Source organism: Gordonia alkanivorans NBRC 16433 (genome assembly GCF_000225505.1).
GTDB classification, from domain to species: domain Bacteria; phylum Actinomycetota; class Actinomycetes; order Mycobacteriales; family Mycobacteriaceae; genus Gordonia; species Gordonia alkanivorans.
Map to the genome: position 1 here is coordinate 1 of NZ_BACI01000072.1, position 23,070 is coordinate 23,070.

Annotated in this window: 21 protein-coding genes; 8 read left to right on the forward strand and 13 right to left on the reverse strand. The window is 67.4% G+C overall.

What is annotated here, in order from left to right; genetic code table 11:
• The 5 genes from GOALK_RS13155 to GOALK_RS13175 all read left to right on the forward strand — a co-directional run.
• Window positions 1–1,764: nitrite/sulfite reductase (locus GOALK_RS13155; protein ID WP_006359317.1), on the forward strand; the 1,764-nt coding region annotated here is incomplete at its 5' end.
• Complete coding sequence (locus GOALK_RS13160) at window positions 1,761–2,513, forward strand: phosphoadenylyl-sulfate reductase (protein ID WP_006359318.1); 753 nt, start codon at window positions 1,761–1,763, stop codon at window positions 2,511–2,513. The genes GOALK_RS13155 and GOALK_RS13160, both read left to right, overlap by 4 nt.
• The gene (gene cysD, locus GOALK_RS13165; protein WP_006359319.1) at window positions 2,495–3,451 is read left to right on the forward strand and encodes a sulfate adenylyltransferase subunit CysD; all 957 of its coding nucleotides are present in this window, start codon (window positions 2,495–2,497) and stop codon (window positions 3,449–3,451) included. The genes GOALK_RS13160 and cysD overlap by 19 nt, the downstream gene beginning before the upstream one ends.
• A 1-nt stretch (window position 3,452) precedes the next feature.
• A complete protein-coding gene (locus tag GOALK_RS13170) occupies window positions 3,453–4,748 on the forward strand; it encodes a sulfate adenylyltransferase subunit 1 (RefSeq protein ID WP_006359320.1) in 1,296 nt (431 codons plus the stop codon).
• Window positions 4,745–5,476: a sirohydrochlorin chelatase gene (locus GOALK_RS13175; RefSeq protein WP_006359321.1), complete on the forward strand. Its 732-nt coding sequence runs from the start codon at window positions 4,745–4,747 to the stop codon at window positions 5,474–5,476. The genes GOALK_RS13170 and GOALK_RS13175 overlap by 4 nt, the downstream gene beginning before the upstream one ends.
• A gap of 101 nt (window positions 5,477–5,577) precedes the next feature.
• On the opposite strand, the gene GOALK_RS13180 is transcribed toward GOALK_RS13175, so the two are convergent.
• The gene (locus GOALK_RS13180) at window positions 5,578–5,778 is read right to left on the reverse strand and encodes a hypothetical protein (protein WP_005199311.1); all 201 of its coding nucleotides are present in this window, start codon (window positions 5,776–5,778) and stop codon (window positions 5,578–5,580) included.
• Window positions 5,779–5,861: 83 nt separating this feature from the next.
• Here GOALK_RS13180 and GOALK_RS13185 point away from each other — a divergent pair, with 83 nt between their 5' ends.
• Window positions 5,862–7,895: a glycoside hydrolase family 15 protein gene (locus tag GOALK_RS13185; RefSeq protein ID WP_081474342.1), complete on the forward strand. Its 2,034-nt coding sequence runs from the start codon at window positions 5,862–5,864 to the stop codon at window positions 7,893–7,895.
• Between the two features lie 17 nt (window positions 7,896–7,912).
• On the opposite strand, the gene GOALK_RS13190 is transcribed toward GOALK_RS13185, so the two are convergent.
• The 7 genes from GOALK_RS13190 to lepA form a co-directional block, all read right to left on the reverse strand.
• Complete coding sequence (locus tag GOALK_RS13190; RefSeq protein ID WP_006359323.1) at window positions 7,913–8,908, reverse strand: sulfate/molybdate ABC transporter ATP-binding protein; 996 nt, start codon at window positions 8,906–8,908, stop codon at window positions 7,913–7,915.
• 1 nt (window position 8,909) lies between these two features.
• Window positions 8,910–9,848: a sulfate ABC transporter permease subunit CysW gene (gene cysW / locus GOALK_RS13195; RefSeq protein WP_005199315.1), complete on the reverse strand. Its 939-nt coding sequence runs from the start codon at window positions 9,846–9,848 to the stop codon at window positions 8,910–8,912.
• The gene (cysT, locus tag GOALK_RS13200) at window positions 9,845–10,726 is read right to left on the reverse strand and encodes a sulfate ABC transporter permease subunit CysT (protein WP_005199316.1); all 882 of its coding nucleotides are present in this window, start codon (window positions 10,724–10,726) and stop codon (window positions 9,845–9,847) included. Before cysT ends, cysW begins: the two co-directional genes overlap by 4 nt.
• Complete coding sequence (locus tag GOALK_RS13205) at window positions 10,723–11,820, reverse strand: sulfate ABC transporter substrate-binding protein (RefSeq protein WP_006359324.1); 1,098 nt, start codon at window positions 11,818–11,820, stop codon at window positions 10,723–10,725. The genes cysT and GOALK_RS13205 overlap by 4 nt, the downstream gene beginning before the upstream one ends.
• A 163-nt stretch (window positions 11,821–11,983) precedes the next feature.
• Complete coding sequence (locus GOALK_RS13210) at window positions 11,984–12,889, reverse strand: cation diffusion facilitator family transporter (RefSeq protein ID WP_006359325.1); 906 nt, start codon at window positions 12,887–12,889, stop codon at window positions 11,984–11,986.
• Between the two features lie 13 nt (window positions 12,890–12,902).
• Complete coding sequence (locus tag GOALK_RS13215) at window positions 12,903–14,954, reverse strand: M3 family metallopeptidase (RefSeq protein ID WP_006359326.1); 2,052 nt, start codon at window positions 14,952–14,954, stop codon at window positions 12,903–12,905.
• Window positions 14,955–16,841: a translation elongation factor 4 gene (gene lepA / locus GOALK_RS13220; RefSeq protein ID WP_035751383.1), complete on the reverse strand. Its 1,887-nt coding sequence runs from the start codon at window positions 16,839–16,841 to the stop codon at window positions 14,955–14,957. It abuts the gene before it with no gap.
• Window positions 16,842–16,891: 50 nt separating this feature from the next.
• On the opposite strand from lepA, the gene GOALK_RS13225 reads away from it, so the two are divergent.
• Together GOALK_RS13225 and GOALK_RS13230 are read left to right on the forward strand one after the other, a co-directional pair.
• Entirely contained in the window at window positions 16,892–17,590 is a 699-nt protein-coding gene (locus tag GOALK_RS13225) for an alpha/beta hydrolase family protein (protein ID WP_006359328.1), read from the forward strand.
• On the forward strand, window positions 17,587–18,030 hold the full coding sequence (locus GOALK_RS13230; protein ID WP_006359329.1) for a type II toxin-antitoxin system PemK/MazF family toxin: 444 nt from the start codon (window positions 17,587–17,589) through the stop codon (window positions 18,028–18,030). Before GOALK_RS13225 ends, GOALK_RS13230 begins: the two co-directional genes overlap by 4 nt.
• 8 nt (window positions 18,031–18,038) lie before the next feature.
• Here GOALK_RS13230 and GOALK_RS13235 read toward each other — a convergent pair whose 3' ends face one another.
• From GOALK_RS13235 to GOALK_RS13250, 5 genes are all read right to left on the reverse strand, one after another.
• Window positions 18,039–18,887 (reverse strand): transglutaminase family protein, encoded by an 849-nt coding sequence (locus GOALK_RS13235; protein WP_006359330.1) that lies wholly within the window; start codon window positions 18,885–18,887, stop codon window positions 18,039–18,041.
• Window positions 18,884–19,861, reverse strand: coding sequence for an alpha-E domain-containing protein (locus GOALK_RS13240; RefSeq protein ID WP_006359331.1), 978 nt, complete (start codon window positions 19,859–19,861; stop codon window positions 18,884–18,886). Before GOALK_RS13240 ends, GOALK_RS13235 begins: the two co-directional genes overlap by 4 nt.
• Window positions 19,858–21,387 (reverse strand): circularly permuted type 2 ATP-grasp protein, encoded by a 1,530-nt coding sequence (locus tag GOALK_RS13245; protein WP_232283171.1) that lies wholly within the window; start codon window positions 21,385–21,387, stop codon window positions 19,858–19,860. Before GOALK_RS13245 ends, GOALK_RS13240 begins: the two co-directional genes overlap by 4 nt.
• Before the next feature lie 64 nt (window positions 21,388–21,451).
• The gene (locus GOALK_RS24270; protein WP_006359333.1) at window positions 21,452–21,622 is read right to left on the reverse strand and encodes a hypothetical protein; all 171 of its coding nucleotides are present in this window, start codon (window positions 21,620–21,622) and stop codon (window positions 21,452–21,454) included.
• A 69-nt stretch (window positions 21,623–21,691) separates the two neighbouring features.
• Entirely contained in the window at window positions 21,692–22,846 is a 1,155-nt protein-coding gene (locus GOALK_RS13250) for a hypothetical protein (RefSeq protein WP_006359334.1), read from the reverse strand.
• Window positions 22,847–23,070 lie beyond the last annotated feature (224 nt).

Sequence of the window (23,070 nt, forward strand, 5' to 3'; positions counted from 1 at the left end):
GACGCCCCTGCTGCTGTCCCCAGCACGGACGCACAGCCTGATGCCGTCAACCCCGCTGCTGCAGGAGAGGCCGGCACCGAGAAGCGCGCTCGTCCCGCCCGCAAGGCACGCCCGGCCAAGCGCCGCGCCGAAGGTCAGTGGAAGCTCGGCTACCGCGAGCCGCTGAACCCCAACGAGCAGGTCAAGAAGGACGACAACCCCCTCAACGTCCGCGCCCGTATCGAGAACATCTACTCCAAGCAGGGCTTCGACTCGATCGACAAGCAGGACCTGCGCGGTCGGATGCGCTGGTGGGGCCTCTACACCCAGCGCGCCGAGGGTTACGACGGCACCTGGACCGGCGACGAGAACATCGACATCCTCGAAGACAAGCACTTCATGATGCGCGTGCGTTGCGACGCCGGCGCACTCAACGTCGCGCAGCTGCGCACGCTCGGCGAACTCTCCACCGAGTTCGCCCGCGACACCGCCGACCTCTCCGACCGCGAGAACGTCCAGTACCACTGGATCCGCATCGAGGACGTCCCGACGATCTGGGAGCGCCTCGAAGGCGTCGGCCTCAAGACCACCGAGGCCTGCGGCGACTGCCCCCGCGTCGTGCTGGGTTCGCCGCTCGCCGGTGAATCCTTCGACGAGGTCCTCGACCCCACCCCGGCCATCGACGAGATCGTCCGCCGCTACATCGGCGACCCGAAGTACTCGAACCTGCCGCGCAAGTTCAAGACCGCGATCTCCGGCCAGCAGGACGTGGTCCACGAGATCAACGATGTCGCCTTCGTCGGCGTCGTCCACCCCGAACACGGCCCGGGCCTCGATCTCTGGGTCGGCGGAGGCCTGTCCACCAACCCGATGCTCGCCCAGCGCGTCGGCGCCTGGGTCCCGCTCGACGAGGTGCCCGACGTGTGGGAGGCCGTGGTCTCGATCTTCCGCGACTACGGATATCGCCGCCTCCGCGCCAAGGCACGCCTGAAGTTCCTCATCAAGGACTGGGGCATCGAGAAGTTCCGTCAGGTCCTCGAGGACGAGTACCTCGGCCGCAAGCTGATCGACGGCCCGGCTCCGGTGCAGCCCGAACGCCCGATCGACCACATCGGTGTGCAGAAGCTGCGCAACGGACTCAACGCGATCGGCTTCTCCCCCATCGCCGGTCGCGTGTCGGGCACGATCCTGACCAAGACCGCCGAGGCCGTCGCCGCCGTCGGTTCCGACCGCGTGCGCTTCACCCCGTACCAGAAGCTGATCGTCCTCGACGTCCCCGACGACAAGGTCGAGTGGCTCATCGACGAGCTCAAGCCGCTCGGCCTGCACGGCCGGCCGACCCAGTGGCGCCGGAACCTGCTGGCGTGCAGCGGTATCGAGTTCTGCAAGCTCTCGTTCACCGAGACCCGCAAGCGTTCACAGGTTCTCGCGCCGGAACTCGACGAGCGGCTCGCCGACATCAACTCGAAGCTCGACGTGCCGATCACCGTGAACATCAACGGCTGCCCCAACTCCTGCGGACGGTCGCAGATCGCCGACATCGGGTTCAAGGGACAGCTCGTCGAGGACGCCGACGGCAACCAGACCGACGGCTTCCAGGTCCACCTGGGCGGCAGCCTCGGCCTGGACTCCGGTTTCGGTCGCAAGCTGCGCCAGCACAAGGTGCTCGGCACCGAGCTCGGCGACTACATCGAGCGCGTGGTCCGCAACTTCGTGGACCAGCGCGAAGAGGGTGAACGGTTCGCGCAGTGGGCCGTTCGCGCCGACGAGGAGGCTCTCCGATGACCATCAGCACCCCGGCACCGGCCACCGGCCGCCGCCACAGCGAGGACGAACTCCGGGCGATCGCGGCGAAGGGCGCGGCCGACCTCGGTCCCGACGCCACCCCGGAGGAACTGATCCGGTGGACCGCGGAGACCTTCGGCACCAACTTCGTCGTCGCGTCGAACATGCAGGACGCCGCCCTCGTCGATCTCGCGGTGAAGAACATCGACCGCGAACACCTCGGCGGCGACCCGGTCAAGGTCCTGTTCCTCGACACCGGCTACCACTTCGCCGAGACCATCGGCACCCGTGACGCCGTCGAACAGGTGTATGGGGTTCGGATGGTCAACCTCAACCCCGAGCACACCGTCGCCGAACAGGATGAACTGTTGGGCCGCAACCTCTTCGCGCGCGATCCCGGCGAATGCTGCCGCATGCGCAAGGTCGTGCCGCTCAAGGCGGGCCTTGCCGGTTACGACGCCTGGATCACCGGCATCCGCCGCGTGGAGGCGCCGACCCGGGCCAACGCGCCGCTCATCTCGTTCGACGAGGGCTTCGGGCTGGTCAAGATCAACCCGATCGCAGCGTGGTCCGACGAGACGATGCAGGACTACATCGACTCCAACGGCGTGCTCGTCAACCCGCTGGTCGACGAAGGCTACCCCTCCATCGGCTGTGCACCGTGCACCGCCAAACCCGAACCCGGATCCGATCCGCGCAGTGGCCGCTGGGCCGGTCGCGCCAAGACAGAATGTGGGCTCCACGCATGACCGTCACCGAACCAATCCGCGATACCACCGTCTCCGCCGAGGCCGACGACTTCACCACCCTCGACGCCCTCGAATCCGAGGCTATCCACGTCTTCCGTGAGGTGGCAGGCGAATTCGAGCGCCCGGTGATCCTCTTCTCCGGCGGCAAGGATTCGACCGTCCTCCTCCACGTCGCACTGAAGGCGTTCTGGCCTGCGCCGCTGCCGTTCTCGCTGCTGCACGTCGACACCGGGCACAACCTGCCCGAGGTCCTAAAGTTCCGCGACGACGTCGTCGACCGTCACAACCTGCGCCTGCACGTCGCCAAGGTCGAGGATTACCTCGCCGACGGCCGGCTCACCGAGCGCCCCGACGGCGTCCGCAACCCGCTGCAGACCATCCCGCTGCTCGATGCCATCACCGAGAACCGCTTCGACGCGGTCTTCGGCGGCGGTCGCCGCGACGAGGAGCGCTCGCGCGCCAAGGAGCGGATCTTCTCGCTGCGCAACGCCTTCGGCCAGTGGGACCCGAAGCGTCAGCGTCCCGAGCTGTGGAACCTCTACAACGGCCGTCACGCCCCGGGTGAGCACGTGCGCGTGTTCCCGCTGTCGAACTGGACCGAGCTCGACATCTGGCGCTACATCGCCCGCGAGCAGGTTCTGCTCCCCTCGATCTACTACGCCCACGAACGTGACGTCTTCCTGCGGGACGGCATGTGGATGACCCCCGGCGTCTGGGGCGGACCCCGCGAAGGTGAAGAGCTGCAGCGTCTCTCGGTGCGCTACCGCACCGTCGGCGACGGCTCGTCGACCGGCGCGGTGCTCTCCGACGCCGCCGACAACGAGGCCGTGCTCGACGAGGTGGCCGCGTCGCGGCTGACCGAGCGCGGCGCCACCCGTGGCGACGACCGGGTCTCCGAGGCCGCCATGGAAGACCGCAAGCGCGAAGGATATTTCTGACATGAGACACGCACCCGACCTTCTCCGCATCGCCACTGCGGGCAGTGTGGACGACGGCAAGTCGACGCTCGTCGGCCGCCTGTTGTACGACACGAAATCCGTCCTGGCCGATCAGATCGACGCAGTGACCAAAGCATCGGTGGACCGCGGGCTCGAAGGGCCCGACCTGTCGCTGCTCGTCGACGGCCTGCGCGCCGAGCGCGAGCAGGGCATCACCATCGACGTGGCGTACCGCTACTTCGCTACGCCCGCACGCTCTTTCGTGCTCGCCGACACCCCGGGCCACGTGCAGTACACGCGTAACACCGTGTCCGGCGCCTCCACCGCCCAGCTGGTGATCCTGCTCGTCGACGCCCGCAACGGCGTCGTCTCGCAGACCCGCCGCCACGCCGCGGTGATGGCCCTTCTCGGTGTGCCGCAGCTGGTGCTGGCGGTCAACAAGATCGACCTCGTCGACGATCAGGCATCGGTGTTCGCCGAGATCTCCGCCGAGTTCGCCGAACTGACCCGCTCGCTCGGCTGGTCCGACGACCAGGTCACCGCCATCCCGGTGTCCGCGCTGCACGGCGACAACATCGCGAACCGCTCGGAGAACACCCCGTTCTACAACGGCCCGACCCTCATCGAGCACCTCGAGACGGTCCCCAACCTCACCGAGCGTGCCCCGGTGGGCCTGCGCTTCCCGGTGCAGTACGTGATCCGCCCCCGCACCGCGGAATACCCCGACTACCGCGGTTACGCGGGTCAGATCGCCGCCGGACGGGTGTCGGTGGGTGACGAGGTCGTCGTCCTGCCGTCGGGTCAGCGAACCACCGTCAGCCAGATCGACACCGCCGACGGTCCGCTGGAGTCCGCGCACACCGGGCGCAGCGTCACGATCCTGCTCGCCGACAACGTCGACATCTCGCGCGGCGACCTCATCGCCGCCGCGGTCGACGCCCCGGAGCCGGTGCAGCAGTTCACCGCGACCGTCTGCTGGCTCGCCGAGAAGCAGCTGCGCCCCGGTGCGCGTCTGCTCCTCAAACACGGCACCAAGACGACGCAGGCCATCGTCGGTGGGCTCGACGCCCTCTTCGACGAGCAGAACCTGGCGCTCGTGGAGGCCCCGGAATCGGTGGAGCTCAACCAGATCGTGCGGATCTCGGTACAGACCGCCGAGCCCATCCCGGCCGACGACTACCAGGTGAACCGCGAGTCGGGCAGCTTCCTGCTGATCGACCCGCAGGGTGGCAACACCCTCGCCGCCGGCCTGGTGGGCGACGCACTCGCGCCGCTGCACCTCAAAGAGTTGGTGTGAGTCCGGTTCTCGTCCTCGTCGCACACGGCAGTCGCGATCCGCGCTTCGGCGCGACCGCGCGCCGTGTGCGCGACGCCGTCGCCGCCACGCTTCCGGGCGTCGAGGTGGTCCTGTCCTACCTCGACCTCGACGACCCGCTCGTCGGCGATGTGCTCGCGTCTGGCCCGAACGAGCACGGTGACGATCCGGTCGTGGTCCCACTGCTGCTGTCGGCGGGGTATCACCACAAGGTCGACCTGCCGGCGATCATCGCCGAGCACCGGCCGTTCGCGCATCAGACCGACGTCATCGGCACCCGGTCGTTCACGACGGCCCTCGCCGATCGTCTGCTCGAAGCAGGCCTGGGCGAGCGCGACGGGGTGATCCTGTCCGCGGTCGGTTCATCCGACGAGTCCGCCGACCGACACGTCCGCCGCCGGGCCATCGAACTGTCGACGTACCTGCATCGACCGGTCGAAGTGGTCTTCGCCACCAAACTCGGTCCGAACAACCGCGCGGTCACCTCGGCGGTCCGTCGCCTCCGGGTCGCCGGTGCGCAGCGCATCGCCCTCAGCCCGTACTTCCTGTCGGCCGGTCTGCTGATCGAGCGGGTCGAGTCGGCTCTGGACGCGCTGGCCGACGAGACACTCGTCGCCGGACCACTCGGCGCTCACCCCGACGTCATCGAAGGCATCTGTGGCCTGTACCGCACAGCCACTCAGCGTCGAACGGTGATCGCCGGGCGCTGAGACCCGTCAGGTCCCAGGCATCTACATCGTGATGAGCCAGGCGATCACGACGAGGATCAACAACGCCAGCAGGGCAAGGGTCACCGGCGAGCGCATCAATTTCACAGTCCGGTCCCATCGTCGTCGGCGAAGTGTCGGCGGTCGAACAGCGTTGCCGCCAGATCGACCAAGAGATTGAGAACATAGGCGATCAGGATCGCGACCGGAATCACCACGGCGACGGTGACCAGGAGCTGCGGAACGAAGGACAGCCCGGTCAGCCACTCCTCCACACCGTCCCACCAGGCGAAGAACGCCGTCACCTCATCACCTCGTCCGTCCGATCCGGATCAACTGTCGGCCCGGCCCCGTTCAGGCCGACTGGCATCGGACAGCGTCCGTCGCAATGATAGTTCCCATGTCTGTTGCAGATGACTCCACCGTAACGTCCCTGCCGACCGCGACTCCCGCACAGGGCGCCGGCACCGACGCCGCACGAGTCAGCGTCCCGGGACCGGCGCCCATGGTCCCGACCAACCCGGCGCACCGGAGCGCTTTCCCACCCATCGGCGACTACGCGTTCCTGTCCGACACCGAGACCAACTGTCTGATCGCCCGGAACGGTTCGGTCGAGTGGATGTGCGTGCCGCGGCCCGATTCGCCGAGCGTCTTCGGGGCGGTGCTCGATCGCAGCGCCGGCCATTTCCGCCTCGCCCCGTACGGCGTCAACGTGCCCGTCGACCGCCGATACCTGCCGGGCAGCCTGATGGTCGAGACGACGTGGCAGACCGAGACCGGTTGGATCATCGTGCGCGATGCGCTTGTCATGGGTCCGTGGCACGACAACGACCGACGCTCCCGTACCCATCGCCGCACGCCCACCGACTGGGATGCCGAGCACATCCTGCTCCGCACCGTGCGCTGCGTGTCGGGCACCGTCGAACTGCACATGAGCTGTGAGCCGGCCTTCGACTACCACCGCGGGACCACCAAGTGGGAGTACTCGGGTCCGGCCTACGGTGAAGCCATCGCCACCGCCCGGGACACCGACGCCGACACCCCCACACTCAAGCTCACCACCGACCTGCGCCTCGGACTCGAGGGGCGAGAAGCACGGGCGCGCACGCGTCTCGTCGAGGGCGACAACCGGTTCGTCGCCCTGAGCTGGTCTCGGTTTCCTGCACCGCAGAACTGGGATGAGGCCGCCCAGAAGATGTGGTCGACGGCTGAATCGTGGCGGCAGTGGATCAACATCGGCACCTTCCCCGACCACCCGTGGCGTTCCCATCTGCAGCGGTCCGCGCTCACCCTCAAGGGACTCACCTACTCCCCGACCGGCGCCCTGCTGGCCGCGGCGACCACCTCGCTGCCGGAAACCCCTCAGGGCGAACGCAACTGGGACTACCGCTACGCGTGGGTGCGCGATTCGACCTTCGCCCTGTGGGGTCTGTACACCCTGGGCCTCGACCGTGAGGCCGACGACTTCTTCTCCTTCATCGCCGACGTCTCCGGCATCACCAACGGCGAACGTCATCCCCTGCAGGTGATGTACGGCGTCGGCGGCGAGCGGACGCTCGAAGAGGAAGAACTCACCCACCTCTCCGGTTACGACGGCGCCCGCCCGGTCCGCATCGGCAACGGTGCGTACAACCAGGCGCAGCACGACATCTGGGGCACGATGCTGGACTCGGTGTACCTCAACATCAAGTCCCACGAGGCCGTCCCCGAAACCCTGTGGCCGGTCCTCAAGGCGCAGGTCGAGGAGGCGATCAAGCACTGGCGCGAACCCGACCGCGGCATCTGGGAGGTCCGCGGCGAACCGCAGCATTTCACCTCGTCGAAGGTGATGTGCTGGGTGGCCCTCGACCGCGGATCCCGCCTGGCCACCATGCACGGCGAGGAGACCCACGCCCGGGAGTGGGCGGCGATCGCCGACGAGATCAAGGCCGACATCCTCGAACACGGCGTCAACGACCGCGGGGTTTTCACCCAGCGCTACGGCGACGACGCGCTCGACGCATCGCTGCTTCTCGTGCCGCTGCTACGGTTCCTGCCGTCCGACGACCACCGCGTCCGCGCAACGGTTCTCGCGATCGCCGACGAGCTCACCGACAACGGACTGGTGCTGCGTTACAAGGTCGAGGAGACCGACGACGGCCTCACCGGTGAGGAGGGCACCTTCACGATCTGTTCGTTCTGGCTCGTGTCGGCGCTGGTCGAGATCGGTGAGCTGGAGCGGGCCAAGGCCCTGTGCGAGCGGCTGCTCAACTACTCGAGCCCGCTCAAGCTGTACGCGGAGGAGATCGACGCGAAGACCGGTCAGCACCTCGGGAACTTCCCGCAGGCTTTCACCCACCTCGCGCTCATCAACGCGGTCATGCACGTGATCCGCGCCGAGGAGGCCGAGCACCAGCACACGTTCCAGCCGGCCAATCACTGACGCACTCTGGCCGGGTCTCAGGCCTCGGTCAGTGCCGCGACCTTGGTCGCCCGCGCGTACACCGTCTCCCCGGCTTGCAGGTTGAGGGCGTTCTGGTCGCCGCGGGTGATCTGGGCGGCGAACTCGTCACCGGTCGTCGCGGCGACGAGCTCGACGCGGGTCTCGAAGCCGAGGTTCACGACGCGCAGCACGGTCGCCTTGATCACGCCGGTGTCGAGCGACGCGTCCGCGGCCGGCGAGGCCATCTCCGGGGTGCGTCCGATCCGGATGTCGTGCGGGCGGACGAGTTCGCCGTTCAGACGCACCGTCGACCCGAGGAACGACGCCACGAACTCGTTGGCCGGGCGGTCGTAGAGATCGTCGGGCGTGCCGACCTGTTCGATCCGTCCCTTGTTGAGGATCGCGATCCGGTCGCTGACGTCGAGTGCCTCCTGCTGGTCGTGGGTGACCAGCACGGTGGTGACGTGCACCTCCTCGTGGAGACGACGCAGCCAGCGGCGCAGGTCATCTCGCACCTTCGCGTCCAGGGCGCCGAACGGCTCGTCGAGGAGCAGCACCTTGGGGTCGACGGCGAGTGCCCGGGCGAGCGCCATCCGCTGCCGCTGACCACCCGACAGCTGGGCCGGGAACCGGTGCTGGAAGACGGCGAGGCCGACCACCTCGAGGAGTTCGTCGACCTTGGCGTCGACCTCCTTCTTGGGCCGCTTGCGGATCTTGAGGCCGAACGCGATGTTGTCGCGCACGGTGAGGTGCTTGAACGCGGCGTAGTGCTGGAACACGAAGCCGATGTCGCGCTTCTGCGGCGACTTCTGCGAGACGTCGTTGTCGTTGATGCGGACGATGCCCGAGTCCAGCGTGTCGAGGCCCGCGATCGCGCGCAGCAGCGTCGACTTGCCGGAGCCCGACGGTCCCAGCAACGAGGTGAGCTGACCGTCCGGAATGTCGATGGAGACGTCGTCGAGGGCGGCGAAGTCGCCGTAGCGCTTGTTCGCGCCGATCACCTGAATGGACATGTCACACGCCTTCCTTGTACTGGGCGTCGGGATGGACGATCTGCTTGGCATCGACGGACTCGGGGCCATGCGGCGGGGTGAGGTCGACCTCGGTGAGTTCGACGTCGCCCGAGGCGGATTCGCCGGCGTCGACGAGTCGGGACTTGGCGCGGCGCTCGATCAGCGACATCAGCACGAGCACCAGGATGGCGACGAACATCAGCAGGGTCGCGGCCGCATAGGCGCCGAACTCGTTGTAGTCGTCGGTGTAGCGGGAGTGGACCAGCAACGTCAGCGTCTGGGACACACCGGGATAGTTCGACGACACCATGGTCACCGCGCCGTATTCGCCCAGCGCTCGTGCGACGGTCAGCACGATGCCGTAGGTCAGGCCCCAGCGGATGGCCGGGAGGGTCACCCGCCAGAAGACCTGCCAGTTGCTGGCGCCCAGGGTTGCTGCGGCCTCTTCCTGTTCGGTGCCGATCTCCCGCAGTACCGGTTCGACCTCGCGCGCGACGAACGGCAGCGTGACGAACAGGGTGGCCAGCACCAGCCCGGGGAAGCCGAAGATGATCCGGAAGCCGAGACTCTCGATACCGCCGAACCAGCCGCCGTAGCCCCATAGCAGGATCAGCGCGACACCGGCGACCACCGGCGACACCGCGAACGGCAGGTCGACGACCGACTGCAGCAGACCCTTGCCCGGGAAGCGGCCGCGGGCGAGTGCCAGCGCGGTGATCACCCCGAAGATCACGTTGAGCGGAACCACGATGGCGACGATGAGCAGGCTGAGTTGCAGCGCCGAGATGGCCGCCGGCGTGGTGATCCACTCCCAGAACTGACCGAGACCGTGTTCGAAGGACCGGTAGAAGATGGTGCCGACCGGGACCACCAGGAGGATGAGCAGGTAGACGAGCGCGACGGTGCGCAGCCCATACTTCGTCAGAGGTGCAACCTTCATCGGTCTGCGTCCTCTCTCTTGGACTGCCGGCGGCCCGCGACGCGCAGGACGAGCAGAGTGACGAAGGCGATCAGCAGCAACACCACGGAGATCGCTGCCGCGTCGACGGGTGCATCGATCTCGATCTGCTGCTGGATGTACTGCGAGGCGACCTGGGTGTCGCCCGGGATGTTGCCGCCGATGAGCACCACGGAACCGAACTCGCCGATGGCACGGGTGAACGCCAGGCCGGCGCCGGTCAGGATCGCCGGGAGAAGGGCCGGCAGGACGATCTTGCGGAAGATCGTGGCGTTGTTCGCGCCCAGTACCGCTGCCGCTTCCTCGACGTCGACGTCGAGTTCGATGAGGACCGGCTGCACCTGGCGCACCACGAACGGCAGGGTGACGAAGGTCAATGCGATCACCAGTGCGGGCTTGGTGGCGTTGAGCTGGACGTCGATGGGACTGTTCGGCCCGTACAGCGACAACAGCACGAGGCTGGCGACGATCGTCGGCAGCGCGAACGGCAGGTCGATGATGGCGTTCACGACCCCTTTGCCGGGGAACTCGTCTCGGACCAGCACCCACGCGATCAGGGTGCCGAAGACGACGTTGATCAACGCCGCGATCACAGACACGAGCACCGTGATCCAGATGGTGTCCACCGCGGCGGGCGCTGAGATCGCCTCCCAGAAGCCGCTCCAACCGTCCTCGAAGGACTGCACCGTGATGGCGGCCAGCGGCAGCAGCACGATGACGCTGAGCCAGAGCCAGGCGACGCCGATGGTCATCGGGCTCACGCCGGCGAAGGTGCGTGAGCGTCCGAGGAACCCGCGTGGCGGCCGGGAGTCGGGAACGGGTGTCCCGGTCTCCGTGGCCGTCGAGTCGACCGAGGTCACTGCTTACCCCCTGAGTCGTAGATCTTGGTGATGGCGCCCTTCTTGCCGAACAGCGCCTCGTCGACGGCTTTCCAGCCGGTCAGGTCCTTGCCGTCGTTGTCCTCGGCGGTGCCCTTCCCGAGCACCTTGCCGAGCTCGGCGATGGTCCACAGCTTCGCGATGTCGCCAGGGAAGAGATCCCGGGTCGCCTCGATGACCGCGGGGTCCACCGGCCGGAAGCCCCGCTCGGCCCAGATCAGCTGCGCCTCCGGGGTGAAGAGGAAGTCAACGAAGGAGCGTGCGCCGGCGATGTCGTCGGAGGTGTTGACGACCGCGACGGGATTCTCGATCTTGAAAGTCTGCGGGGGGATCACATATTCGACCTGGCTGTTCGGACCGGCGCCGGCGTTGGCCTTGTCGAGCATGATCGCCTCGTTCTCGTAGCTGATCAAGACATCGCCCTGACCCTGCTCGAACGCCGTGGTGGCCTCGCGACCCGACTTGGGCACCACCTTGATGTGATCGCGCACCAGTTCGGCCACGTAGTCCAGGCCGGCCTGCGAGTCCTGGCCGCCGTTACTGATCGCGGCATAGGGCGCGAGCAGGTTCCACTTCGCCGAGCCGGAGCTGCCGGGATTCGGGGTGACCACCTGAACACCGGGCTTCAGCAGATCGTCCCAGTCGCGGATGCCCTTCGGGTTGCCCTTGCGGACCACCAGTGCGACGACCGACCCGAACGGGGTGCTGTTGTTCGGTGCCTGCTTCTTCCAGTCCTCGTCGACCAGACCCGCCTTGACCAATCGGGTGATGTCGGGCTCGACGGAGAAGTTCACGACGTCGGCCGGAACACGGCGGGCCACCTTGCGCGACTGGTCGCCGGAGGCGCCGTACGACGCCGAGAAGCCGATGTCGTGGCCCTCGGGGGTGTCGCGGAATGCCGGGATTATCTCGTCGAAGCCGATCTTGGGGACGGCGTAGGCGACCAGGTCGAGGTGCCGGTCGCCACTGGAGATGTCCACTCCGCCGGGCTCGTCGGTCGATCCGCCACCACAGCCCGCGACGAACACCATCGCCAACGCCAGAAGGCTCACCAGCACCCGGGTGCCGCGCGGCATGACTCGGCCAGCGCTCACTCTTCCTCCAAGACTCGGCGGGGCCGGTCGAATGAGGGCTGTGACCGGCGGAGACCGGACTACGCTAGCAACCTGCCGGGCCGTGGCCGGAGTTCAAATCAGTGAGATCAAAACTTCCCGCAGGCCATGGTCAGGGCGCCCGTTCCTATTCCAGTCGCCAGTCCTCGTAGGCGCGCGGATCGTTGACCGGTTCGACGTGCGTCGTGATGTTCAGGTCCGGGACCGCTGCGTGCAGGTCGTCCTCGACGACCTCGGTGAGATCGTGGGCGCGCTGCACCGACCAGTCGCCGGGCACGAGCATGTGGAGCTGCAGAAACCGTTCGTGACCGGCCTCGCGGGTGCGGATGTCGTGGAAGACGATGCCGTCGGTGCGGTGCCGGTCGAGCACGTCGTCGATGGCGGAGCGCTGCTCGGCGGGGAGCGCGGAATCCATCAGTCCCGCACTCGAGCGCCACACGAGCCGGGTACCGACGACCATGATGTTGATCGCGACAGCGATGGCGATCAGCGGGTCGAGGGGCAGCCAGCCGGTCAACGCGACGAGGAACACACCCACGAGGACGCCGACGGTGGTCGCCACGTCGGTCATCAGATGCTTGCCGTCGGCCTCGAGGGTCAGCGACCGGTGTTTGCGGCCGGCGCGGATGAGGATCAACCCCACCGCCGCGTTGAGGGCCGTGGCGCCCACCGAGATGCCGAGGCCGAGCCCGATCTCTTCGAGCTCGCGGGGGTTGATGAGCCGGTCGATCGCGGTCACGACGATGATCACCGCCGCCACGACGATCAGGACACCTTCGAAAACCGCCGAGAAGTACTCGGCCTTGGTGTGCCCGAAGTTGTGCCCCCGGTCCGGCGGCTTCGCGGCGACGCGTAGTGCGACGAACGCGCCCACGGCGGCGACGACGTTGACGATCGATTCGAGCGCGTCGGACAGCAGGCCCACCGACCCGGTGATCCACCAGGCCAGCAGCTTGAGGCCGAACACGACCACCGCGGTCACGATGCTGAGCACCGCGAACCGGGCGAGGTTGTGGCGTTGTCCCCTTGTCATGATCGAACCCGGCTCAAGCCGCGAGCCCCCGACGACGCAGGAGCGGCTCGATCTGCGGTTTACGGCCGATCAGCGCCTCGTGCGATACCAGCGGGTCGATGCTGTCACCGCGCGACAGCGTCGCCTCGGCAAAGCGTCGCCCGTTGTCGCGCTCCAGGCCGCCCGAGGCGAGGAACCACTGTTCGGTCTCGGCGTCGAGGACCTCCGACCAGATGTAGCTGTAGTAGCCGGCCGAGTAGCCGCCGCCAAAGATGTGGTTGAAGTAGGCGCTGCGGTAGCGGGGCGGGATCAGGTCGGTCTGCAGGCCGACCTCGGTGAGCGCCTTCGCCTCGAACGCCTCGACGTCGGTGACGGCCGCGGCCTCCTCGACCGTCAACCGATGCCAGGCCAGATCGAGCGACGACGCCGCGAGGTACTCGATGGTCCCGTGCGCGGTCTCGGCGCCGGCGGACTCCCGTGCGGCGGCGGCCAGTTCGGCCGGGATCGCCTCACCGGTCGCGTGGTGCAGCGCATAGTTGGCGAGCACATCCGGGTGGAGGGCCCACATCTCGTTGACCTGCGACGGGAACTCGACGAAGTCACGCGGCACCGATGTCCCCGACTGCGACGGGTACTGCACTGACGACAGCAGACCGTGCAGAGCATGCCCGAACTCGTGGAACAGGGTCGTCAGCTGATCGATGGTGAGCAGACACGGCTGCCCCTCATCGGGTTTCGTCAGGTTCAGGACGTTGACGATGATCGGCTGGGTCTCCAGCACCGACGACTGGTCGACGATGTTGTTCATCCAGGCACCGCCGCGCTTGGACGGCCGCGCGTAGAAGTCGCCGAGGAACAGTCCGATGCCGGTGCCGGAGTCGTCCCGCACCTCCCAGACGCGCACGTCGGGGTGATAGACGGGCAGTCCCGTCCGTTCGACGAACGTCAGGCCGTACAACTTGTTGGCGGCGTGGAAGACTCCGCGCGTCAGGACGGTGTCGAGTTCGCAGTAGTCGGCGAAACCGTCGAGCGGTACCGAGGACTTGGCCTGCTTCTCACGTTCGAGCCAGAAGGTCAGGTCGGCGGGTCCGATCTCGGCGCCTTCGGCGAACTCGGTGAGCCGCGTCAGTTCCCGACCCCCGGCACGCATCGCCGATCGGTTGAGTTCCCGCAGCAGGTCGTCGACCGCGGACGCGTCGGGCGCGGTCTGCTCGGCGATCACGAACTCGGCGTGGTCGCGGTACCCGAGCAATTCGGCACGGCGAGCACGCAGACGCACGATCTCGAGGACGAGTTCCCGGGTGTCGTGGTCGTTGCCGCGCGCGCAGCGGTTCACCGACGCGTCGAACACCCGTTGCCGCACGGCAGGATTCGTCAACTCGGTCAGCACGGACTGGCTGGTCGGGAGTTCCAGGGTGATCAGGTGGCCGCTCTCGTGGCCGGCATCGGCCGCCGCGCGTCGAGCGGCCGCGATCTGGCCGGCGGACAAGCCGTCGAGGTCCGACGCGTCCTCGACGAGGACCGCCGAATCGTTGGTGTCGTCGAGGATCTTCTGCGAGAACGTGGTCGTCAGATACGCGAGCCGGGAGGCGATCTGGCGCATCTCCTCCTGCTCGGCCTCCGGCAGACCGGCACCGGCACGCACGGACTCGCGGTACCGCTTGTCGAGGAGTCGACGCTGCGGCTCGGTCAGGTCGAGGTCGTCGGCGCGGGACGCGAGATCCGAGATCCGGCCGAACAGAACCGGGTTCATCGCGATCGTGTTGCCGTGGTCGGTCAACAGCGTCGAGAGCTCCTGGGAGATCTCGTTGCGCTTGGGGTTGGTGTCGGGGCCGACGAGATTGAAGAAGATGCCCGACGCGCGGGCCAGGTCGCGACCCGACAGCTCCAGCGCCTCGATCGTGTTGCCGAAGGTCGGTTCCGCGGGATCGGCGGCGATGGCCTCGACCTCGGCGAGGTGCGACGCCATCGCCTCACGGAAGGCGGGCAGGAAGTCGTCGTCGGAGATCGACGCGAAGTCCGTCAGATCGTAGGGCAGATCACTCTGTGCCAGTACCGGATTGGTTGCGCTGTCCTGCCCCGTCATCTACTTCCCTTTCGGTTTGTCACCTGCGGCATCGGTGGAGAGCGCCGCGACGAACGCCTCCTGCGGGACGTCGACACGGCCGATGGTCTTCATCCGCTTCTTGCCTTCCTTCTGCTTCTCGAGCAGCTTGCGCTTACGGCTGATGTCGCCGCCGTAGCACTTCGCGAGCACATCCTTGCGGATCGCCCGGATGTTCTCGCGCGCAATGATCTTCGAGCCGATGGCCGCCTGGATCGGGACCTCGAACTGTTGACGCGGGATGAGCTCGCGGAGCTTGAGCGCCATCTTGTTGCCGTAGGCGTAGGCGGCGTCGCGGTGGACGATCGCGCTGAACGCGTCGACGGCCTCGCCCTGGAGCAGGATGTCGACCTTGACCAGGTCGGCTTCCTGCTCGCCTGCCTCTTCGTAGTCGAGAGATGCATAGCCGCGGGTGCGCGACTTCAGCGAGTCGAAGAAGTCGAAGATGATCTCGGCCATCGGTAGGGTGTAGCGGAGTTCCACGCGGGTCTCCGACAGGTAGTCCATGCCGCCGAGCTCGCCGCGCCGCGACTGGCAGAGTTCCATGATGGCGCCGATGAACTCGCTCGGCGCGATCACCGTGGTCTTGACGACCGGCTCGTAGATGTGGCGGGTCTTGCCCTCCGGCCAGTCCGACGGGTTGGTGACGATGTGCTCGGAGCCGTCCTCCATCACGACGCGGTACACCACGTTGGGTGCGGTGGAGATGAGGTCCAGGTTGAACTCGCGCTCGAGACGCTCGCGGGTGATCTCCATGTGGAGCAGACCCAGGAAGCCGCAGCGGAATCCGAAGCCCAGCGCCACCGACGTCTCCGGCTCGTAGGTGAGCGCGGCGTCGTTGAGTTGCAGCTTCTCCAGCGCCTCACGCAGGACCGGATAGTCGGAACCGTCCATCGGGTACAGGCCCGAGTAGACCATCGGCCGCGGTTCGCGATATCCGGTCAGCGCTTCGCTCGCGCCGTTGCGGGCGCTGGTGACGGTGTCACCGACCTTCGACTGGCGCACGTCCTTCACACCGGTGATGAGGTAGCCAACCTCGCCGACGCCGAGTCCCTGGGTGGGCTTCGGTTCCGGCGACACGATGCCGACCTCGAGCAGTTCGTGGGTCGCGCCGGTCGACATCATCTGGATCTTCTCGCGCGGCACGATCTTGCCGTCGACGACACGGACGTAGGTGACCACGCCGCGGTAGGTGTCGTAGACCGAGTCGAAGATCATCGCGCGTGCCGGCGCGTCGGCGTTCCCGACGGGGGCGGGCACCTTGCGGATGACCTCGTCGAGCAGTTCGCCGACGCCGACGCCGGTCTTGCCGGACACCCGCAGGACGTCCTCGGGCTCACAGCCCACGATGTGGGCGAGCTCGGCGGCGTAACGCTCGGGGTCGGCCGCGGGCAGGTCGATCTTGTTCAGGACCGGGATGATGGTGAGGTCGTTCTCCATCGCGAGGTACAGATTGGCGAGCGTCTGTGCCTCGATGCCCTGAGCGGCGTCGACGAGGAGGACCGCGCCTTCACACGCCTCGAGCGCACGCGACACCTCGTAGGTGAAGTCGACGTGACCGGGGGTGTCGATGAGGTGCACTACGTAGTCGTCACCGTCGAGCTGCCACGGCAACCGCACGTTCTGCGCCTTGATGGTGATGCCGCGCTCACGCTCGATGTCCATGCGATCGAGGTACTGCGCCCGCATCTGGCGCTCTTCCACGACACCGGTGAGCTGCAGCATCCGGTCGGCCAGCGTCGACTTTCCGTGGTCGATGTGGGCGATGATGCAGAAGTTCCGGATGCGCGCCGGGTCGGTGAAGGTTGTGTCGACGAAGGTGGGAATTGGAACTACTCCTCGAGGATGGACACGTACGTTGACCACCATGTTCTCATGAGCGCCGCGAATGGTGCCCAAGCGGATGGTGGGGCGCTACCGTGGCAGCCGTGACAGCCGAGTCCGCCGAGTCGAAAAAGCCAGGGACCACCATCGCCACCGTCGAGACCGAGGACGTCGCCGCCGACGTGCACCGCCCGGACGGCACTCCTCGCGCCACGATCGTCTTGGCGCACGGCGCGGGCGGCAACCGCGACGCGGTCATCCTGCGCGCGCTCGCCGACGAACTGAGTTCGCGCGGCTACGTCGTCGCCCGGATCGACCTCCCCTATCGCCGGCGCCGACCCAAGGGACCGCCGAGTCCGTCGACGTCGCCGGCCGACCGCGACGGCATCCGCGCCGCCTGCGCGACGTTCCGCGAGGAGTCCGACGGCCCGCTGTTCGTCGGCGGCCACTCCTACGGCGGGCGTCAGGCGTCGATGGCGGTCGCCGAGGACGGCACCGACCTCGCCGACGGCCTGCTGCTCAGCTCCTATCCCCTGCACCCGCCGGGCAAGCCCGACCGGCTGCGCACCGAACACCTGCCGTCGATCACCGTGCCGACCCTCGTCGTCCACGGCAGCACCGACCCGTTCGGCACCACCGAGGAGATGGCCGAGGCGATCGGCCTGATCGACGCGCCGACGCGGATCGTCGAACTCGAGAAGGTCGGTCACGACCTCAACCCGAAGAAGAAGCCGACCGCGCAGCTGACCGCCGACGCGGTCGACGAGTTCCTGATGAGAGCATTCCGGCCGTGACGAGCCGCAGCATCCGGTCCCGCCTCCGTCCCACCGCCGAGGTCGCCCGCACGATCAGCTACAACCCCGAACTCGACGGCGACGCCGACCCCGGCGAGATCGTGTGGACCTGGGTCGCCTACGAGGACGACCCCAACCAGGGCAAGGACCGCCCGGTGCTCGTGGTGGGCCGCGACGCCAACGCCGAGACCGCCGACGGTGGCACTTTCGAGGAGGTTCTGGGTCTGATGCTGTCGAGCAAGGACTACCACCGGGACGACGACGACTGGTTCGCCGTCGGCACCGGGACCTGGGACTCACAGAATCGGCCGAGCTTCGTCCGCCTCGACCGTGTCCTCGTCGTCGACGCCGACGGCATCCGGCGCGAGGGCGCAATCCTCGACCGTCGCCGTTTCGACGCGGTCGCCGACGAACTCAGGTCGCGCTTCGGCTGGCGCTGAGCACTCCCCTACGCCAGCCGCGTGATCTCCACGATGACGTCGAGATCCGTTGCGCCACCACCGGTGTAGACCCCCTTGAGTGGCGACACATCCGCGTAGTCGCGGCCGACGCCGACCGACACGTGCTGCTCGGTGATCGGAGTGTCGTTGGTCGGGTCGTAGCCCCACCAGCCGCCGGTCCATGCCTCGATCCATGCGTGGCTCTGGCCTTGGACCGTCTTGTCGATCGCCGCATTCGGTTTCGGATGCAAGTACCCCGACACGTAGCGGGCCGGAATTCCCAGGCCGCGCAACATCACCAGGGTGAGGTGGGCGTAGTCCTGGCAGACCCCCTTGCGCTCGTTCCAGGCGTCGACGGCGGTGGTGTGCACGCCCGTGGTGCCGGGTACGTACTCCATCTCCTCATGGACGAACCGGGACAGCGCCTCGACCGTCTCCGCCGGGGTGAGCCCCTTGGCGACCTTCTTGGCCGCCGCGATCAGCTGCCGGTTCTTCGGCACATAGGTGGTGTTGGAGAGCATCTCGTCGTAGCGATCCATGACGGCCTCGCTGCGGATGTCCTCCCACGAGACCTGGTCTTCCTCGGCTGGTCGCTGTCCGGCCTCGGTCTCCACCACCGACATCCCCGACACCTCGAGTTCCTCGTGCGGCGCATGGAGATCGAAGGCGGTGACCGCCGTACCCCAGTAGTCGGTGTAGCGATACGACCTGGTGGCCGGCACGGTCTCGACACGGTTGACGATCACGTTCTGACGGGCGTCGCTACGGGGCGTGATCCGGGCCTCGTTGTACGAGGAGGTGACGGGACTGTTGTACGCGAAACCGGTGGAATGGACGACGCGCAGACGCCAGCTCACAGTTCACTCTCCTCGATCGCTTGGCCGTCGCTGACGCGGGTGTCGGCCCACGAGACATACGGCGACACATGGAAGTACTGCTTGGTGACCGCCTCGTTGACGGCCCGGCAGGTGTCCTGCAGATCAACCAGACGTTCCTGCAGCCCGTCGAGCAGCTCGCCGGGCTCGAGGAACTCCAGCGAGCTCCGCGCCCGACCGAGCAACAGCTGGGCCTCGGCCTGGGCTCCGACGCGGCTGGGACCCTTCTCGAGCTGCCCGAGGTTGCGTTCGGCGACGCTGAGCGCGTGGAAGATCGACCGCGGGAACAGGCGATCGAGCAGCATGAACTCGACGATGTTCTCCGCGTCGAGGACGCCGCGGTAGGTGCGCAGGAAGGTGTCGTGACCGCCGGCGGAGACCAGCACGTTGACCCATGCGGGCGACGAGGTTCGATCCCCCGCTCGCGACAACAGCATTCGGATCGTCATGTCGACCCGCTCGACGGAGCGGCCGAGCAGCAGGTAGCGGTAGCCGTCGTCGTGGCTGAGGGTGGCGTCGGCGAGGCCGGCGAACATGGCCGCACGGTTCTTCACGTACGAGAGGAACTCGTGCGGACCGAGGCGGCGCGACCGGCGTTCGGCGGCGTCGAGTCCGTTGTAGGTGGTGTTGAGACACTCCCACAGCTCGCTCGACGTGACTTCCCTTGCGCCGCGCGCATTCTCGCGTGCCGCGCGGATGAGGTCGACGATCGACCCGACCGCGTCGGCATCGTAGGCCACGCGTTCCGTCAGCGACCAGACGTCGAGTTCCTCGTCGGTCTCCGGCGCCTCGAGCCCGAGTACCTGGATGATCAGTCGCGCCTGCTGGTCGACGTCGACGGTGGTGTCCTCGAGCAGCTGGTGGATCGCGACGTCGAGGATGCGCGCCATGTCGTCGGCGCGCTCCACGTACCTGCCGATCCAGTACAACGACTCGGCGTTGCGCGCCAACATCATCGGGGATCACCGCCCTGCTGTTGCTGCTGTTGGGTCTGGGTGTGCACCGGGTCGGGGGCGCTGTCGGCGGGCCGGGCCGCGGCGACGCCACTGGTGGTGACCACCTTCGCGCCGGAGAGTTCGCGTTCGGCCTCCGACGTCCGGCTGGCGAGCACCCAGGTGTCCTTGGAACCACCTCCCTGGCTGGAGTTCACCACCAACGATCCCTCCGGCAGGGCGACGCGAGTGAGGCCGCCGGGCAGGACCCAGACCGACTCGCCGTCGTTGACGGCGAACGGACGCAGGTCGACGTGACGCGGACGGATCTCGTTGCCGATCTTCGTCGGCACCGTCGACAGCTGCACGACGGGTTGTGCGATCCAGCCGCGCGGATCGTTGCGCACCTTGCGGGCCAGGGTGTCCAGCTCCGCCTTGGTGGCCTCGGGCCCGAAGACGATTCCGTATCCACCCGATCCCTCAACGGGTTTCACGACGAGCTCGTCGATGCGGTCGAGGACCTCCTCGCACTCCTCGGGAAGCCAGCAGCGCAGGGTGTCGACGTTCTGCAGACTCGGCTTCTCACCGAGGTAGTACTCGATGATCTCCGGGACGTAGGTGTAAATCAGCTTGTCGTCGCCGACGCCGTTGCCGACCGCGCTCGAGATGACCACGTTGCCGGCGCGGGCCGCATTGAGCAGTCCGGCGACACCCAGCATCGAATCGGGGCGGAACTGCATCGGGTCGAGGAAGTCGTCGTCGATGCGGCGGTAGATGACGTCGACGCGCTGTTCGCCCTCGGTGGTGCGCATGTAGACGACGTTGTCGCGGCAGAACAGATCTCGGCCCTCGACGAGCTCGACACCCATCAGGCGTGCGAGCAGCGAGTGTTCGAAGTACGCGGAGTTCGCCACCCCCGGGGTGAGCACGACGATGTTCGGGTCGGCCTCGTTGAACGCCGCCGATGCGCGCAGCGCACGCAGCAGATGGCTCGGATAGTCGGCCACCGCGCGGACGCGGTGTTTGGAGAAGAGGTCGGGGAACACGCGCGCCATCGCGCGGCGGTTCTCGAGCACGTATGAGACACCCGACGGCGACCGCAGGTTGTCCTCGAGGACCCGGAAGTCGCCGTTCTCGTCGCGGATCAGGTCGATGCCGGCGACGTGGATGCGAACACCGTTGGGCGGCCGAATGTTTGCTGCCTGCCGATGGAAGTGCTCACAGGAGTGGACGAGCCGTTTCGGCAGCACGCCGTCGCGCAGGATCTCCTGCTCACCGTAGATGTCGTCGAGGAACAACTCGAGGGCCTGCACGCGCTGGGTGATACCCGCTTCGAGCTTGCTCCACTCCCCGGCCGAAATCACGCGCGGCACAATGTCCAACGGGAAGGGGCGTTCCTGGCCGGACAGCGAGAAGGTCACACCCTGATCGAGGTAGGCGCGGCCCAACGCTTCGACGCGGGCCTCGACCAGGTCGGACGAGTCCTCGTCGGACATCGCCTTGTAGATGCCGCGATACGGGGTGCGCACATCGCCCGCGGCATCGAACATCTCGTCATATGCCTTGCCGTACGGACCTTTTGAGTACCCACCGAAGTTCCCGGTGAAGTTCTCCTCACCGCTCGACTTGCGGGATCTGCCTCCTGACCCCGAACTCTTCGACGATCCGGAGCGGCCCGAGGCCGCCTTCCCGGACGAGCTCGACGTCGTTGTCTTCGCGGATGCGGACTTTCGCGGCGCCTTCTTGGCGGGCGCACTTGTCGATGCGGGGGTCATAAATTGCCATGGTGCCGCATAACCGCGAAATCGGCACCACGGTTGGCCGACCGTGTCGTGCGCGCCATGCGCCGGCGCCTCAGAGCGAACGTCGCATCGCGAGGGCGCGGCGCTTGACTCGCCGCAGGACATTGGCTGCGCGCGTCTTCATCGGCGGTCCGACCTTGGGCAGCGGCGCGGCGAGGACCATCGAGGCGATCGTGTCGAGAGCCACGTCGAGCACCTCGCGATCGGAGGGCATCGGCGCGTCGTCGGCGGCACCGTCCGCCGACACCTCGAGGTCGGCGAGGTCGCCTGCGACGTCGTATCCCGCGCTGCGTACCGCCTCCACCATCGTGGCCGCCTGCGCGGCGGCCCACTGCCGGTGTTTGACCGTCAGCCCCTGGGGCGCGCCCGAGCGCGCCTCGAACAGGATCTCGCCGATCACCTGCCCCTTGATGATGCGTTCGTACCGGCGCCATTCGATGGTCTCCGGCTGCAGGCGCTGGTTCAGACCGCGGAGGAACTCGGCCTGCGACGCCGACAGCGAGCTGTTGAGGCTGGGCACCGGGATGTTCAGCGGTGCCGCGTCGACCTCCAGGACGCGGAGGAAGCGATCCCAGAGGGCGTCGCCCTGCGCCGGCCGACCGCGCGGCACGGTCACCACGTGGACGCGTTCGGGTCCGACGAACTTCGCCCACTTGGCGAGGATGCCGACGTGGTCCTGGAACTCCCAGAACGGTTCGTCCTCGACGAGCGGACCGGCATTCTCCGCGGACACCTCACCCACCGTGTTCGATTCCGCCGCGAACGCGACCGCGTCGACGAACTCGTCGAAGGAGGCACGCCGCTGGTTCTTGACGTTCTCCTGCCAGACCGACGGGAGCTGGCGGGCGAGGTCGCGAACCGTTGCGATGACGTGCACCTCGTCGGCGAACGACAGATCGGCCAGGAGCCGCTCGATCTGCTCGCTCGTCGCGGTGCTGTAGAGCTCATGCGACAGCAGCGAGGTCTGGGGCCAGGCCCGCATCTGCCCGAGCAGCTTGGGCCACACCCCGGAGAAGGCCGGGTCGGCCCAGTCGAGGTAGCGCTCTGGCTGGAGGTGGACCGCGGCGTGGAAGTGATCGGAGATGACGTTGCCCGGATAGAGCAACCCGGACGTCTGCAACGCCAGGTCACGGTTGCGCCAGAGTCGATCCTGCAGGTGCGTGGTGCCGGTCTTCGGGAGGCCGATGTGTACGTAAACGACGGACATGATGACTCGAGCCTAGACTTTTGCCCACGATGATTCTTTTCGGCGCGCATCGGCCCGACGACGGATTTTGGGCTGACTGATCCCGGCTGGTAAAGTTGTCCGCTGTTGCGGTGACGCCGTGAAGATCCTTCACGCGCCGACGCCGCGCGGTGCGAGTTCGGGCCAACCGGTCCGCCGCCCGACCAGAACAGACAGACATATCCACCAGCAACGACAGAGGTAAC